Genomic DNA, 15,573 nt, shown 5'->3' on the forward strand with positions numbered 1-15,573 from the left:
TCAGCTTTCCAGCGGGTGCAGCCTCAGCGGCAGGCTGAGCGGGCCATACTCGGGCCAGCGGGTCATCTCGGGCGCGGCCAGCGCCTCGAGGCGCCCGGTCCTTGCCGTGAGCTGCGCCAGCACTTCGCGCAGCAGCAGCCGGGCGAGCGGGGCTCCGGGGCACATATGCGCACCGCGTCCGAAGGTCAGCAGGTCACGTGCCGTGCGGTCGAGGCGATAGCTCGCCGGATCGGGGAAGACCTCGGGGTCGCGGTTGGCGGCGGTGAAGACCACGGCCACCGGATCGCCCGAGTGCACGGGGCAGCCACCGATGGTCGTGTCCTTCGTCGCCGTGCGGGCAAAGCCGCGATAGGGGGTGTAGAGGCGCAGAAGCTCTTCCAACGCCACGGGCACCAGCGCGGGATCGTCGCGCAGCTCGGCGTGGTGCTCGGGGTGGCGGGAAAGGTGCATGGCCATCGAGCCGATGAAGGTCGTCGGCGCGATGATCCCCACCAGCAGGAACTGCCGGAGCGCTCCCAGCACCAGCTCATCCGCCAGTGGCTCTCCCTTCACCCGCACCGCCAGCAGGCTGGCCACCGGGTCGTCCTCGGGCGGACGCGGATTGGCCTGGCGGTCGGCGATCAGCGCCGCGGCCAGGTTGTAGAGCGCATCGCTGCGCTCGCGCAGCGTCTCGAAGTCCTGCCGTTGCAGGGCCATGTTGAACTCTGCCCCCACGGTGCGGATCTCTTCGGCGGCCTTGGGCGAGAGGTTGAAGAACTCCGCCAGCAGGGCAATCGGCAGGGTGAAGGAGAAGTCGGCGCAGATGTCGCCCTCTCCCCGCGCCAGGAGCGGGGTCAGATGTTCGTCGACCATGGCCTTCACACGGGGCTCCCATGCCGCCAGCCGGGCCGGTGTCAGGAAGCGCAGCAGGGCGCTGCGGTAGGGGATATTGTCCGGCGGATCGAGATGCAGCGGCGGGCGGCGCTGCGTGGTGGCCACGGGCGGCACCACGTTCTGCACGCGGGTGGTGAACCGTCGCCAGTCCTCCAGCACCTCGCAGGCATCGGCGTGACGGGTCACGGCCCAGAAACCGCCCAGGTCCTCGGTCCAGGCCACGGAGCAATGGCTGCGCAGCTCGGCGAAAAGCGCGTGCGGGCTGTCGAAATCCTCGACGTCCGGCAGGGTGAAATCGGGCGTATGGCTCATGCCTCGCCCCGCAGATCGAGCCGCAGCGAGGCCACGCCGTATTCCGTCCAGCGGGACCACGTGGGCTCGGCCGCCAGGCCAAGGCCGGGCGCGCGCAGCAGCTGCGCCAGGGTCAGCCGCGCCTGCCTGCGCGCCAGGCTTTGCCCGATGCACATATGCGGGCCGATGCCGAAGGCGATATGGCGGTTGGGGGCACGGTCGGGGCGGAACTCCATCGGCGCCTCGAAGACCGCTTCGTCGCGGTTGGCCGACAGGAAGTTGAGCGCCACGGGGCAGCCCTCGGGGATCTCGGTGCCGGAAAGCTCGGTGTCCCTGGTGGCCACGCGCACCAGCGCCTGGTTGGGCGAGTAGAAGCGCAGGAGCTCTTCCAGGAAGGCGCGTTCGCTGGAGGGATCCTCGCGCAGCATCTGCGCGTGCTGCGGATGGGTCGCCATGTGCCAGGCCAGCGAGCAGAGGAAGTTGCGCGGCACCACGTGCCCGCCGATCAGGTTCAACCGCACCATCCCGGCGAGTTCCTCGGGGGTGAAGGCGCCGCCCTCGGGCTCATGCGCCATCAGCCCCGAGACCATGTCGACCTCGGGATCGCGCGGGGCGGCGATACGGTCGGCCACCAGATCGATGGCGAACTGGTCGACAAGGCGCGACAGGCGGCCCGCCTCGGTCAGGTCCTCGACCTGCACCGCGGCCACGTAATCGTGGCTGAGCCGGCCCACCTCGTCGGCCTCGGCCAGGTCCATGCCGACGAGGATGCACAGCGCACCCTGGGTGAAGGGCCCGGCGAAGCCATTGCCGAAATCGGCATCCTCAGGGGTCTCGAGCATGCGGTCGAAGAGACGGGTGGCAAGCGCTTCCAGCTCGGGCTCCATCCGCCGCATCCGGTTCTCCTTGAAGAACAGGTTCAGCCCCTTGCGGTAGCGATCCGAGTCCGGCGGGTCCTTCTGCAGCGGCAGGCGCGGCAGGCCCTTGCGCGGGGACGAGGGGATGACGGTCATCTTCGTCGCCGTGAAGGTCTCGGGGTCGCGCGAGGCGGCGCAGACATCCGCATGCCGCATCAGCGTGACGAAACCGCCCCACTCCTCGGACCAGGCCACGGGGGCCTCGGCGCGCAGGCGCTCGTGGACCTCGGCCGGGTTCGACAGGGCCTCGGGGTCAACCGGGCTCCAGTCCGCGCGGCGTTTCACATCATTGTCCTGGGCAGCCATAGCGAGATCTCCGGGATATAGGTGACAAGGAGGAGGAAGAGCGCCATCAGTGCCACGAAGGGCAGCATGCCGCGGATCGCCTCGGACATCGGGGCACGGGCGATGGAGCTGAGCACGAAGATGTTCAGCCCGATGGGCGGGGTGAGGAAGGCGATCTCCATGTTGACGATCAGCACGATGCCGAAGTGCATCGGGTTGATGCCCAGCTGGGCCAGCAGGGGCAGCACGATGGGGGTGACGATCAGCATCACCGCCACCGCATCCAGGAACATGCCCAGCACGATCATGATGACGTTGAGCGCCAGCAGGAACTGCCAGGGCTTCAGGTCCCATTCGATGGCCAGGTTGACCAGTGCCGTCGGCACGCCCGATCCGGTGATCCAATGGGCGAAGAGCATGGCGAACATGACGATGAAGGTCACGGCAGAGGCCGCTTTCATCGCCTCGGTCGCCATGCGGAAGACTTCCGAGGGTTTCACCTCGCGGTAGACCAGCAGCGCCACGAGGACAGAGGCCACGGCGGCGACGCCCGCGCTTTCGGTGACGGTGGTGTAGCCCGAGTAGATCCCCGCGAAGACCGACAGCGGGATGGCCACGGCGGGCAGGGCGCGCAGGTTCTTCGACACGAACTCGGACCGCGTCGCGCGGCTGCCCGAGGCATAGCCCTTGCGGCGCGAGTAGAAGATGACCCAGGTGGCGAGGATCGCGGCCTGGATGAGGCCGGGGATGACGCCCGCCAGGAAGAGCTGCGGCACCGAGACCTCGGCGATGAGCCCGTAGAGGATCATCGACAGCGAGGGCGGGATCAGGATGCCAAGCGTGCCAGAGGCGCCGACGAGGCCCAGGGCGAAGGGGCGGTCGTAGCCGCGCGCCATCATGGCCGGGATCAGCACGGTGCCCATGGCCATGGCGGTGACGACCGAGCTGCCCGAGATCGCCGCGAAGAGCGTCGTGGCGATGACGCAGACCAGCCCCAGGCCGCCGCGGATATGGCCGACCCAGGTTTCCGCCGCCTCGATGATGATGCGCGCGATGCCGCCCTTCTGCATGAAGGTCGCGGCCATGACGAAGAAGGGCACGGCCAGGAAGGTGGTCGAGTTGATCCCCGAGACCGAATGCGCCGCCGCATCCATCAGGGGCTTGCCCTCGATCCCCAGCATCACCAGGGCCACGGTGCCGAGCGCCACGAAGATGGGCGCGCCAAGAGCCATCAGCACCAGCATGGCGCCAAGTCCGATCAGAGCTTCCATGTCAGTGTTCCTCGCCGGTGGTCATGCGGGCAGGTGCCGCGTCGATGGGCGCCAGGTCGGCGCCGAAGGGGCGGTGGCCCTCCAGCAGGATCAACCCGATGCGGCCCAGGATCAGGACCATGCCCACGGGCAGGGCGAGGAAGACCGCCCAGGCCTGCGGCACCCGCAGGGTCGAGGCAGAGCGTTCGTCCAGCAACAGGGCGAAATCGACGGCCTGGTAGCCGTAGAGCGCCATGAAGGCGCAGAAGCCGATGGTCAGCAGGGTGACGCCCCAGCCCAGCACCAGCTGCAGGCGCGGCGGCAGGGAGGCCACCACCACCTCGGTTGCGATATGGCGGCGCTCGGCCACCAGGACAGAGCCCGAGAGCACGCTGGCCCAGATGATGCAGTAGATAGAGACCTCCTCGGCCCAGTCGACCGCATGCAGGGGCGCGAGGGCGCGGACGACGGCACCGCCGAGGAAGCAGATGAGGGCCGCGAAGATGAGGCATCCGATCAGGATCATTTCGATCCTGGTCCAGATGCTGAGAATTCTGGTGATCATGACAGCTAGGGGTCTCGGAGTTCGGGGGGCTTGGGGCAGCCGGGAAGGGGGGCGGGGGCGCAAAGGCCCCCGCCCGGACGGCTTACATGCCGTTCAGAGCGGCATCCGCGCGTTCGACGAAATCGGCATCCATGCCGCCCGACTTGACGATATCCGCCTGGGCAGCCAGCAGGGTGGCCTTCATCGACTCGATCTGCTCGGGCGTCGCCTCGGTATAGGTGATGCCGTGGCTTTCGTTGACCGAACGCGCCTCGGCACGATCCGCCGCAGATTGCTCGCCCGCCCAGCCGACGGTCTCGGCCCAGGCCTCTTCGATGGCGGCCTGCTCGGCCTTCGAGAGCTTGTCGAGGCTGCGCTGGCTGATTAGCGGGATGTAGATCCCCCAGCCGGCGTTATCGACGAAGACATGGTCGATACCCGCTTCCCAGAGCTTGCCGCCCATGATGGTCAGGTCGGTCACCGCGCCCAGGCCGTCGATCTGGCCCTGGCTCAGCTGCAGCACGATCTCGGACCGCGGCGTCGCCTGCGGTGCGGCGCCGAGTGCCTTCAGCAGGTTGACCACGATGGGGCTGGGCGGCGTCGCCAGCTTGACCCCCGAGAGATCCTCGTAGGAGCTGATCTGCTTGCCGGCCGTGTAGGCGGTGTTGTTCGGCGCATAGAGGAAGGGACCGGCCTCGGGCACGTGGATGTTCAGGCGACCCACCATGTCCCAGAGCTCGTCCCCGACGGGGCCCGCGAGCAGCTCGAGCACATCGTCACCGCTGGCGCCGTAGAAGGCGGGCAGCGACAGCACCGAGAGGTTGGGCTCGAACTGGCTGAGTGTCGGGTTGGCCTGGATCGACATGTCCAGCGCGCCCGAAGCCAGGGCCCGCACCGCATCGGCGGACTTGTAGAGCTGGGCGGCGGGGAAGATCGACACGGTGACGGACCCTTCGGTCTTCTGTTCGATCAGCTCGGCCCAGTGTTCGGCCGTGCGGTTGCGCAGGTGGCCCGGCGGTGTCTCGACGGACAGCCGCAGCTCTGCGGCGCTGGCCGCGCCCGCAGCCAGGCCGGCGCCCAGAAGCGCGACATAGGTGCAGGTCCTCTTGATGAATGTCTTCATGGTCTCCTCCCAAAGAACATCTGGCGGCGCATGTCTCCTCTCATGCGCCATTGGCCGTGCCCCGTGGCACGGCATGCAGGGCTCCGATCTGCCTGCCCGCTCAAAGGCAATCGAGGGCAGTTCGGAAATCGCCTCCATATGGTTCAGTTTGTGAACTGTTTTTGATTCTGTCAACTGGCTGGCGCAGGTAAACATATGCTGCACAAGCAGCATATGTGCAGTCGCAGCATGGGTCACCAAGGCTGACATTTGGTTCATTTCCTGAACTCGACGTCGTGTAACACCTTGGCGCGAGGCGCCTGGATCGGCTATCCCTTGGACAAAGGGAGGGCACCCGGTGGCCGACAGGATCGAAGAAGAGGCCCGCGAAGGCGGTGCGGCGGCGGTCGAGCTTGGCCCGCTGGCGCGCGAGGTCATCTTCATGGTGCGCAACCTCAACGCGCTGCTGCGCCCCGAAGGCCAGCGCATGCGCGCGGCGCTTGCGGTGGAAAGCGGTGCCATCGGGGTGCTGGCGCTGATCTGGATAAACCCCGGCATCTCGCAGAACGACCTGGCGGCCAGCCTGGCGCTGAAGAAGTCCGCCGTGGCACGTTCGGTCAAGATGCTGGAGGAGCAGGGGCTGGTGGCGCGCCGCCGGGCGGCCTCGGACCGGCGCGCCAATGCGCTGACCCTGACCGAGGCGGGGCACGAGAAGATGGCGATCTTCCGGCCGCTCTCTGCCGCGCTGCACGAACGCCTTTTCGAGGATATCCCGGCCGAGGACCGCGAAACCTTCGTGCGGGTTCTGGGGGCATTGGTCGAAAAGCTCTCGGCCCAGCCCCAGGGCTGACTAGCGCCCGCGCGTGGGCGCGCGGCCGGTCCAGCCGCGATAGGCGCGCCAGAAGACCGTGCCGTCGGAATAGCCAAGCGCCTGCGCCACCTGCTTCAGGCTGAGGCGCGGATCGACCAGGTAGGTCTCGGCGATCTGCTGGCGGTGGTCCTGCAGGATGGCCCGCAGAGAGGTGCCTTCGCCGGCCAGCGCCCGTTGCAGCGACCGTGCGGCCATGCCCAGCTCTGCGGCGATGCTCTCTAGATCCACCGGGCGCTGACCAAGGTGACGCACCACGACCGAGCGCACCCGGTCGCTGACGGCGCTGTCTTCATCCTGCTCCAGCACCAGGTCCCGCACGTGGCGTTCGATCACCAGGATCAGCGCCGCATCCTCGACCCGGTGCACCCGGTCCAGCCCCTCGGCGCCGAAGACCAGCCGGTTGGAGCTTTGCCCGAAGAGCACCGGCGCCCGGAAGATCCGGCTCAGCAGATCGGTGCGGCGCGAGGGCGCGTGCTCGAAATGCACCTCCAGCGGCTGCCAGCGCGGATCGAAGCCCATGCGGATCATCCGCACCAGGGTCGAAAGCGAGAACTCGCTGTCCTGTGCCATGGGCCGCACGCGGGGAGAGTTGATGTGGTAGCTGATCGACTGCAGCCCCTGCGCCTCGGAGAACTGCATGTCGGTGGCGCTTTGCAGCGCCGAGAGCGCGCCGGCGAACCGCTGCAATCCGCGCCTCAGCGTGCCCGACTGCAACATCAGCAGACCCGTGGGGCCAAGGTCCGCCGGCTGGATCTTCTGGCCCAGTCGCGCCCCCAGCACCGGATCGCCCGCCAGCTCTGCCGCATCCTCGAAGATCTCGAGGTAGGCCTGAAGGGGAATCACCTCGTAGGGATCGCGCACCCGCGCGGTCGACAGGCCATGCCGCCGCAGCACCGTTTCAATCCTGCCCGGTTTGTCACCAAAACGCGCCAGAACCGGCGCGAGAGCAGACGCGCGCAGGGACGGCATTTCGGGCAGCGGGCGGCTTCGGGGCCCTGAATCGCTCATTTCTGCAGGTCTCCGGCAGTTTGGCGCAAATTATCGGATGTTTGGCGTTTACCGCAATAGGTGTGCCGCAGCCTCTCCTTACGCTTTTGGCCAACAGACGACGCGAACAGGGAAGTGACCATGAGCGAGAGCCTTCAAGCGGCGGTGAAACACCCGCTGGACCCGATCAGCGCGGCAGAGGTCGTGCGGCTGAAAGAGATCCTGGCCGAGGCCGGGATCGCGGGCGAAAACACCCGCTATTCCTACGTGATGCTGCGCGAGCCGGACCATGCCACCCTGGCGGCCTGGACCCCCGGTGCGGAAATCCCGCGCGAGATCGGCGTGCTGGTCATGGATATCGTCGAACAGACCCTGCGCGAGATGGTCGTCGATATCCCCGCCGGGGCCATCGTCGTCGACAAGGCTCTGGACCCGGCCAAGGACGGCTGGGGCCCTGTGCTGGACGAAGACTACGTGGCGGCCGAAGAGATCAGCAAGGCCGATCCGCGCTTTGTCGAGGCGCTGGCCAAGCGCGGTATCACCAACCTCGACCAGGTCTTCTGCTGTCCCCTCTCGGCGGGGATGTTCGGCTGGGAGGGCGAAGAGGGCCGCCGCATGCTGCGCGTGCTCAGCTTCTACGCCCCCAACCCTGACGCCATCCACGAGCTCTGGGCGCATCCCATCGAGGGCGTCGTCTGCCATGTCGACCTGCTCAGCCGCGAGGTGCTGCGCTTCGTCGATACCGGCTACATGGAGATCCCCGAGACCAGCGGCGACTACATGGACCGCGACCTTGGCGGCCCCCTGCGGACGGACATGAAGCCGCTGAACATCACCCAGCCCCAGGGCGGCTCCTTCACCATGCAGGACAACATCCTGCGCTGGCAGAACTGGGAGGTCCGCGTCGGTTTCAACGGCCGTGAGGGGCTGACCCTGCATGACATCAGCTTCAACGACCGGGGCCGCAAGCGCCCGATCCTGAACCGGGCATCCGTCAGCGAAATGGTGGTGCCCTACGGCGAGCCGCAGCCGACCCATGAATGGCAGAACTACTTCGATGCAGGCGAATACCAGTTCGGGCGGCTGGCAAACTCGCTGGTCCTTGGCTGCGACTGCCTGGGAGAGATTCACTACGTCGACGCCACCGTGGTCGATGACCATTGCAACCCGGTCGAACTGAAGAACGCGATCTGCATCCACGAGGAAGACTTCGGCACCCTCTGGAAGCACACCTGCGTCTTCTCGGGCCGTTCGGACGTGCGCCGCCAGCGCCGTCTGGTGGTCAGTTTCTTCGTCACCGTTGGCAATTACGATTACGGCTTCTACTGGTACTTCTACCTCGACGGGAAGATCGAGCTGGAGTGCAAGGCCACCGGCGTGGTCTTCACCTCGGGCCGTCCCGAAGGCGATTACGAATGGGCCACCGAGATGGCCCCCCGCCTCGGCGCGCCGCAGCACCAGCACATGTTCTCGGCCCGCCTCGACGTGGCGGTGGACGGCCAGAAGAACTTTGTCGACGAGATCGACGTCAAGCGCCTGAAGATAGGCGAGGGCAACCCGGTGGGCAATGCCTTCACCCGCCAGATCACCCGGCTGGGCTCCGAGGCCGAGGCGCAGCGCTGCGCCAGGAACGAGGTCATGCGGACCTGGCGTATCTCCTCCGCCGAGACGAAGAACTGGGTTGGCGAGGCCCCCGCCTATGCGCTGATCCCCGAAGGCCTGCCGCTGCTCCTGGCCGATGACGAGGCCTCGATCACCAAGCGCGCAGGGTTTGCCACCAAGTCGCTCTGGGTCACCCAGTTCGACCGGGATGAGCTTTGGGCCGCGGGCTACACGCCGAACCAGCATCCGGGCGGCGCCGGTCTGCCCGCCTATGCGGCAGGCAACCGCAACGTCGATGGCGAGGATATCGTCGTCTGGCACAGCTTCGGTCTGACCCATTTCCCGCGCACCGAGGACTGGCCGGTCATGCCCGTCGACTACGCGGGCTTCACCCTGCGCCCCGAGAACTTCTTCGACCGCAACCCGACGCTGGATGTGCCCGAGGACCCGAACGGCAAGGAGTGCTGCCACTCCAACAAGACCCGCGCGGCGGATGCCTGCGGCTGCGGAGACTAGGGCATGAGCGCCTATCACCTCTGCCTCCTGGCCCTGGCGGCCCTCGGCACGCTGGCCTGCGCCCGCGACTGCCGGGGGCTGGAACGGGCCGAGGCCCTCGCGGCGCTGGCCGCCATGGGGCTGGCGATGACGGGGGCGCTGCCCCTGCTCATCGGCGGGTCCGGGGTGCTGGCATTGATCGCCCTGCGCCCGCTGGCCTGGCCGCGAGAGGGTGGGGCGCTCTGCTACCACCGCGCGGCCTCGAACCTGCTGATGGCGGCGGTGCTGCTGGCGCTCTTCACGCTCAATGGCGCGGTGATCTGCGGGGCGGGCGCGCTGCCTCTGCTGACGCTCGACGGCGTGACGCTGGTCCCCATGGCCAGCTCGGCGCTGACCTTCCTGCAAGGGACCGCGCTGGCGCTTCTGGCCTATCTCGCCCTCTCGCTCGGCCTTGGCCTGCGGCTGGCGGGGCGGGGCCGGGCCCATGCGCTCTACGAGATCCTGCCGATGACGCTCGCGACCTTCGGCATGGCGGTGCGGCTGACCTAGCCGCGCCCAAGACCCCGTTCCCCGCGCCGTGGCGGGGAAGGTTCAGGGACACTACGGCCAAGAAAGACAGACCCAACAGATCCAACAGGAGACGCCCTCATGAAGACCCTCCCCAAGACACTCGCCCCGACCCTGGCCCTGGCGGCCGTGGCCCTTGCCACCCCGCTCACCGCCCAGGCTGACTACCCCGAAAAGCCCGTCGAGTTTGTCATCCCCTTCCCGCCGGGAGACCTGGAAGACATCCTGACCCGGATGATCGCAGACGAGTTCACCAAGGAATACGGCGTCCCCGCCGGCGTGGTGAACAAGCCCGGTGGCGGCGGTGGCCCCTTCCCCGGCGCGGTCGAGGTCGCCAATGCCGATGCTGACGGCTACACCGTCGGCTCCTTCGTCTCGGACGTGGTGCTGACAGGCCCGCAGATCGGTATCCCGGCGCTCAGCCCCAACCCCTTTGAACCCATCGGCGTCTTCGTCACCTATCCCTTCGTCATCGCCACCTCGGGCGATGCCCCCTACAGCTCCATCGACGAGCTGGCGGCCTATGCGCAGGACAACGAGGTGGCGCTCGGCCACTTCGGTGCCATGCTGACGCCCACCCAGATCACCTTCGCGCTGGCCAAGGCAAAGGGCTTCGACTTCGCCTATGAAGCGGCCTTCGATGCGCTGGATTGCAACAGCCTGGCCTCGGGCGACGTCGACGTGATGAACACCACGCTGCAGCTGATCATGCCCTGCCTCGATGACGTGAAGGTCCTGGCCTCCATCGGCGCCGAGCGCATCCCGCTGACCCCAGACACCCCCACCGTGGCCGAGGTCGAACCGGCGCTGAACATGGCGCTGTGGAACGGTCTCTTCGTCAAGGCGGACGTGCCGCAGGACGCCCGCGACAAGATCGCCGCCGTGGCCGAGAAGGTCATGGCCTCGGAGGCCGCCAAGCAGCTGGCCGCCGACACCGGCGCGCTGATCTACTGGCAGGACGCCGCCGAGGCCGAAGCCCAGATCGAGGCCGACATGGAGACCCTCGCCACCATCTCGGGCCTGCTTGAATGAGCCCCGAGCCCGCCAACAAGACCCCGCGCGCAAAGCCTCCGCGCGCGGGGTCACGCTTTCAGAACGTCATCCGCATCCGCAATTTCCAGGCGCTGTTCCAGCGCTATGCGCGACCCGGAGACCTGATCTTTGCCAGCGCCTTCATGGTGCTGGCCCTTCTTCTGCTCGCCCTGCTGCCGGTGGAAACCACCTGGGCCGCGCGCACCAAGCTCTACCAGCAGCCGGCCTTCTGGCCCGGCGTCGCCATCCTGTCGATGGTGCTCTTCGCCGCTGGTCACCTGCTGGGCGCGCTGGTCTCGACCCGCCGCCCCGGCTGGCAGGCCGAGCTCTGGGCTTGGCTGCGCAGCCTCGAGTTCGCCGCCTGGTTCCTGGCCTATGTCTGGCTGGTGCCGCAGGCGGGCTACCTGCCCTCGACCGTGGCCTTCTGCTGCGCGCTCGCCTTCCGCATGGGCTATCGCTCCTGGCGCTGGATGGGCATCGCGGCGCTCTTCGCCCTGGCCGTTGTGGTGGTCTTCAAGAGCTTCCTGCAGGTGAAGATCCCCGCAGGCGCCGTCTATGACCACCTGCCCGACCAAATCCGTACCTTCGTCATGATCAACTTCTGAGGCCCCCGATGGAGATGTTCCTTTCCGGCATCCAGATGCTGATGCATATCGACGTGCTGGTCGCCCTGTTGATCGGCTCGATCGGTGGCGTGGTGATCGGCGCCATCCCCGGTGTCGGGCCCGCCGTGGCCATCGCCATCCTGCTGCCGGCCACCTTCGCCATGGAGCCGCTGGTCGGCCTGACCATGCTTCTGGGCATCTACGGCTCGTCGATGTTCGGCGGCGCGCTGCCCGCGATCCTGATCAACACCCCCGGCACGGCGGTCAATGCGCTGACCACCTATGACGGCCACCCGATGACCCGGCGCGGAGAGGCCCTGCGCGCCCTGGGCCTGGCCTATGGCGCCTCCTTCGCGGGCGGCATCCTGTCGATCATCGCGCTGATCCTTCTGTCGCCCGTCCTGGCGAAGATTGCGCCCATGTTCGGCTCGCGCGAGATCTTCCTGGCGGCCCTGCTGGGCCTCGTCCTCGTGGTGCTGGCACACCGGGGCCAGACCTTCGCCGCCGGCATGCTGGCAGCGCTCGGCATCTTCCTCGGCACCGTCGGGCTGGAACCGGTCAAGTACACCCAACGCTTCACCTTCGGGCAGCAATGGCTGGGCTCCGGCTTCGACCTGATCGTCGTGGTGCTGGGCCTCTTCGCCCTGTCGCAGGCCTTCCTGCTGCTGACCGAGCCCGAAAGCGCGCCGAAGACGGAAAAAATCACCGGCTCCATGGGCCGCGCCATGTCAGAGGTGCTGGGCTTCAAGCGCATCGCCGGGGTCGGCGCGGGCTTCGGCGTGCTGATGGGGATGATCCCCGGCGTCGGCGAATTCACCGCCCAGTTCCTCAGCTACACCTACGCCCAGAAGACCTCGAAGACCCCCGAGGCCTTCGGCAAGGGCAGCCCAGAGGGGCTGGTGGCCAGCGAAAGCGCCAACAACGCGGTGCCCGCCGCCACGATGATCCCGCTGCTGGCCCTCGGCATCCCGGGCGAGGCGCTGACCGCGATGATGCTCTCGGTCTTCTATGTCCACAACGTGATCCCCGGCCCGCAGCTCTTCCAGGGTCAGCTGGATTTCGTCTACGCGCTCTACGTGGCGATGATCCTTCTGAACGTGATCGTGGTCTGCTTCATGCTGGTGGCCTCGAACGGGCTTCTGAAGATCATCCGCATCCCGACGCGGTTCCTCGGCGTGATGATCCTCACGCTCAGCTTCGTCGGCGTCTACTCGCTGCGCAACTCGACGGTGGATTGCGCCATCGCGGCGGGCTTCGGCGTGCTGGGGCTGATCCTGAAACGGCAGAACCTGCCGGTGGTGCCCATCGTGCTGGGCATGGTCCTGGGCGGCATCATGGAGGTCAAGCTGCGCCCCGCCATGGCCCGCGTGAAGGTATTCACCGACTTCTTCGACCGACCCATCGCGGCCTTCCTCGGCCTGGCGATCCTCACCCTGATCACCCTGCATTTCGTCGGCCTCTACCGCGAAAACCGCAACCGTGACCCGGAAGAACAACCCTGAGCAAGAAGGGCGCCCCGCTATCCACGAGGCGCCCTTTCACATCACCAGGCTGAAAATACTCCGGGGGAATCCGCGTCAGCGGATGGGGGCAGAGCCCCCCCCCTGACATCCGACGGCCCTCACACCACCGGATCAATCGGCCCGAGCGGCCCGCCCATGGCGCGTTCGATGATCCGGGCCGCGGTCAGCAGCGCCGCTTCACCCCGCGGCTTGCCAATCAGTTGCAGACCCACCGGCAGGCCGCGCGGACCCAGCCCCACGGGAACCGAGATCGCAGGCAGTCCGGTCACCGGCGAGACGAAAGAGAACTTCAGCCAGGCGATGTAATCCTCCAGCGGGCGGCCGTCGATCTCGACCGGGTATTCCTGCTCGACCGGGCCGGGCATCAGGCCCACCACAGGGCACGCCAGCACGTCGAAGCCCCGCATGAAGCCCGCCACGATATCGAAGAGCCGCGACTTGGCGCGCTGCGCGTCATAGATGTCGGTGACGCTCAGCATGCGGCCGTATTCGATGTTCTCGCGCAGGGTCGCCTTGAAGTGCTTCGACATCCGCGGCTCGGCCTGGCCCAGCTCGGCGGCCCAGAGCATGGCGCGCAGCACCCGGTAGGTGCCGTCGAGCTCGGGCAGCGGCGGGCAGGTCTCTTCCACCACCGCGCCATCACGGGCCAGCAGATCCATCACGTCGCGCAGATGCGCCTCCATCTCGCTCGACACCGGGGCAAAGCCGCCGAGGTCCGGCGAGAAGGCGATGCGCAGCCCGCCCTCGGCGCGCGCCACCGCCTGCTGGTAGGGCGCATCCGGCGCGGGACAGGAAAGCGGCTCGGCGGCATCGAAGCCGGCCATGGCATCGAGGAACAGCGCCGCATCGGTCACCGAACGGGCCATGGGGCCCTGCACGGCCTCGCTGTGAAAACGCATGTGCCCCGGCGCGCCGGGCACGATGCCGGGAGAGGGCCGAAGGCCCACGACCCCGCAGAAGGCGGCAGGTGTCCGCAGCGAGCCCGCCAGGTCCGACCCATGGGCCAGCCAGACCTCGCCCGAGGCCAGCGCCGCCGCCGCCCCGCCCGAGGATCCCCCGGCGCTCATCGCCGTGTTCCAGGGGTTGCGGGTATAGCCGAAGACATCGTTGAAGGTATTGGCCCCGGCACCGAACTCGGGCGTATTGGTCTTGCCGATCACCAGCCCGCCGCGCGCCTCGATGCGCCGCACCACAGCGCCCGAGGTCTCGGGGACATGGGCGGTCAGGGCGCGGGTGCCCATGGTGGTGCGCACGCCCGCCACCTCGGTCAGATCCTTGATCGCCACCGGCAGACCGGCCAGCCAGCCGGGGTGGGCCGTGTCCCCCGAGAGCGCCCCGGCCGCAGCCAGCGCGCGTTCGCGGCACAGGGTCGGCATGGCGTTGATCAGGGGCTCCGCCTCGTCCAGCCTGGTGAAGGCCGCGTCGATCAGTTCCGGCGGCGAGACCTCGCCCCGCCGCAGCATTGAGACCACCTCATGGGCCTCGAGACGGCACAGATCCGGACCGGTGAAGGAGGGGGGGCTGACGGCGCTCATGGCGACCTCTCGAAGAAACCTGACACCCCCCGAGTTAGGGGGGTGTCAGCGCAGAAGTCAAAGCGAGCGCCGGTGCGGGTCGACCTTTGATCAGGTCTGCGGCAGGGCGATCACATCACCTCCGGCATGGATCTCCGCCAGCAGCTGGCGCCAGCCGCTGATGGTCTGCTGCTCTTCGATGCGGCGCGCGGGAAGGGAGGTCGGCATCTGGGTGCCGGCGATCTGCGCCATGGCGGCGGTCCAGCCCTCGACCGACAGATCGGGGACGCGGATCGCGCCCATCTCGACGTGATCGGCCAGCCCGTCGACGCCCGAGACCAGCAGCGGACGCCGCGCGGCGCGGGCCTCGGCGGCGGCGATGCCATAGGGCTCCCAGCGGGACGGCATCAGCATCACGTCGCATTGCGCCACGGCGCGAACGGGATCGGGGGCGAAGCCGGCGAAGCGGATACGCACGTCGCCCGAGGCCAGCTCTTCCAGCCGGGCGCGCTCGGGGCCATCGCCGTAGAGGGTCAGGCGCAGGTCGTTGCCCGGCAGGTCGCGGAAGGCCCGGATCATCACGTCGAAGCCCTTCTGGCGGTCGAACCGACCGATGGCCCCGAAGTTGTGCAGGCGGCCCTCGGGGGCGGGCAGGGCGCGGAATTCGGACATGTCGACGCTGGGACGGATCACCGCCAGCGTCTCGGGCCGGACGAGGCCACGGCGGGTCAGCCAGTCGCCCTGGGCCTGGCTGACCGCGACTACACGGTCAAAGAGCGCATAGGCACAGCGCAGCAGGGTGTGGAAACGGGCCCGCGCGGGCACATTGGCGGCGGTGAAACCTTCCGAGTAGCTGTGCTCGACATGGACCATGGGCGTTCCGGCGTGGCGCGCGCGCAGCGTGATCAGGCCGGGCAGCCCGCGCCAGCTGACGGCCAGGTGCGAGACGATCAGATCGGCCTCGAAGCGGACCGAGGCCGGGTGGGTGCGCGGCACCGGCACGATCATGTGGCGCGCCAGCTTGGCCATGCCGGGGGTGTGGGCGATGAAGTCGAGGTAGCGGGTGACGCCGCCGGGGGATTGGTCGTCGATCAGGTGGGCGATGCGGAGCATGG

Annotated in this window: 14 protein-coding genes; 6 read left to right on the forward strand and 8 right to left on the reverse strand. The window is 68.0% G+C overall.

Features of this window, described 5'->3' with window-relative positions; all coding sequences use genetic code 11:
• The 5 genes from CRO50_RS06685 to dctP all read right to left on the reverse strand — a co-directional run bounded on the left by CRO50_RS06685 (position 1) and on the right by dctP (position 5,283).
• The gene (locus CRO50_RS06685; protein ID WP_097145104.1) at positions 1 to 1,185 is read right to left on the reverse strand and encodes a cytochrome P450; all 1,185 of its coding nucleotides are present in this window, start codon (positions 1,183 to 1,185) and stop codon (positions 1 to 3) included.
• Positions 1,182 to 2,387, reverse strand: a complete 1,206-nt coding sequence (locus tag CRO50_RS06690; protein ID WP_097145105.1) for a cytochrome P450 — start codon at positions 2,385 to 2,387, stop codon at positions 1,182 to 1,184. Before CRO50_RS06690 ends, CRO50_RS06685 begins: the two co-directional genes overlap by 4 nt.
• Complete coding sequence (locus CRO50_RS06695; RefSeq protein ID WP_097145106.1) at positions 2,363 to 3,637, reverse strand: TRAP transporter large permease; 1,275 nt, start codon at positions 3,635 to 3,637, stop codon at positions 2,363 to 2,365. The genes CRO50_RS06690 and CRO50_RS06695 overlap by 25 nt, the downstream gene beginning before the upstream one ends.
• Before the next feature lies 1 nt (position 3,638).
• The gene (locus CRO50_RS06700; protein ID WP_097145107.1) at positions 3,639 to 4,142 is read right to left on the reverse strand and encodes a TRAP transporter small permease; all 504 of its coding nucleotides are present in this window, start codon (positions 4,140 to 4,142) and stop codon (positions 3,639 to 3,641) included.
• Positions 4,143 to 4,263: 121 nt separating this feature from the next.
• Positions 4,264 to 5,283, reverse strand: coding sequence for a TRAP transporter substrate-binding protein DctP (gene dctP, locus CRO50_RS06705; RefSeq protein ID WP_097145108.1), 1,020 nt, complete (start codon positions 5,281 to 5,283; stop codon positions 4,264 to 4,266).
• Between the two features lie 337 nt (positions 5,284 to 5,620).
• On the opposite strand from dctP, the gene CRO50_RS06710 reads away from it, so the two are divergent.
• Positions 5,621 to 6,112: a MarR family winged helix-turn-helix transcriptional regulator gene (locus CRO50_RS06710; protein WP_232617741.1), complete on the forward strand. Its 492-nt coding sequence runs from the start codon at positions 5,621 to 5,623 to the stop codon at positions 6,110 to 6,112.
• On the opposite strand, the gene qhpR is transcribed toward CRO50_RS06710, so the two are convergent.
• Positions 6,113 to 7,027 (reverse strand): AraC-like transcriptional regulator QhpR, encoded by a 915-nt coding sequence (gene qhpR, locus CRO50_RS06715; RefSeq protein ID WP_179747215.1) that lies wholly within the window; start codon positions 7,025 to 7,027, stop codon positions 6,113 to 6,115.
• A gap of 234 nt (positions 7,028 to 7,261) precedes the next feature.
• On the opposite strand from qhpR, the gene CRO50_RS06720 reads away from it, so the two are divergent.
• From CRO50_RS06720 to CRO50_RS06740, 5 genes are all read left to right on the forward strand, one after another.
• Complete coding sequence (locus CRO50_RS06720) at positions 7,262 to 9,238, forward strand: primary-amine oxidase (protein ID WP_097145110.1); 1,977 nt, start codon at positions 7,262 to 7,264, stop codon at positions 9,236 to 9,238.
• Positions 9,239 to 9,241: 3 nt separating this feature from the next.
• Positions 9,242 to 9,766 (forward strand): hypothetical protein, encoded by a 525-nt coding sequence (locus CRO50_RS06725; protein WP_097145111.1) that lies wholly within the window; start codon positions 9,242 to 9,244, stop codon positions 9,764 to 9,766.
• A 99-nt stretch (positions 9,767 to 9,865) separates the two neighbouring features.
• Positions 9,866 to 10,816 (forward strand): tripartite tricarboxylate transporter substrate binding protein, encoded by a 951-nt coding sequence (locus tag CRO50_RS06730; protein ID WP_097145112.1) that lies wholly within the window; start codon positions 9,866 to 9,868, stop codon positions 10,814 to 10,816.
• Positions 10,813 to 11,421, forward strand: coding sequence for a tripartite tricarboxylate transporter TctB family protein (locus CRO50_RS06735; RefSeq protein ID WP_097145113.1), 609 nt, complete (start codon positions 10,813 to 10,815; stop codon positions 11,419 to 11,421). The genes CRO50_RS06730 and CRO50_RS06735 overlap by 4 nt, the downstream gene beginning before the upstream one ends.
• 8 nt (positions 11,422 to 11,429) lie before the next feature.
• On the forward strand, positions 11,430 to 12,923 hold the full coding sequence (locus CRO50_RS06740) for a tripartite tricarboxylate transporter permease (RefSeq protein ID WP_097145114.1): 1,494 nt from the start codon (positions 11,430 to 11,432) through the stop codon (positions 12,921 to 12,923).
• 119 nt (positions 12,924 to 13,042) lie between these two features.
• On the opposite strand, the gene CRO50_RS06745 is transcribed toward CRO50_RS06740, so the two are convergent.
• Together CRO50_RS06745 and CRO50_RS06750 are read right to left on the reverse strand one after the other, a co-directional pair.
• Positions 13,043 to 14,479, reverse strand: coding sequence for an amidase (locus CRO50_RS06745; protein ID WP_232617740.1), 1,437 nt, complete (start codon positions 14,477 to 14,479; stop codon positions 13,043 to 13,045).
• A 90-nt stretch (positions 14,480 to 14,569) separates the two neighbouring features.
• Positions 14,570 to 15,571: a glycosyltransferase gene (locus tag CRO50_RS06750; RefSeq protein WP_097145115.1), complete on the reverse strand. Its 1,002-nt coding sequence runs from the start codon at positions 15,569 to 15,571 to the stop codon at positions 14,570 to 14,572.
• Positions 15,572 to 15,573: the final 2 nt, after the last annotated feature.

The organism is Pseudooceanicola antarcticus (assembly GCF_900215355.1).
Taxonomy (GTDB): Bacteria; Pseudomonadota; Alphaproteobacteria; order Rhodobacterales; family Rhodobacteraceae; genus Pseudooceanicola; species Pseudooceanicola antarcticus.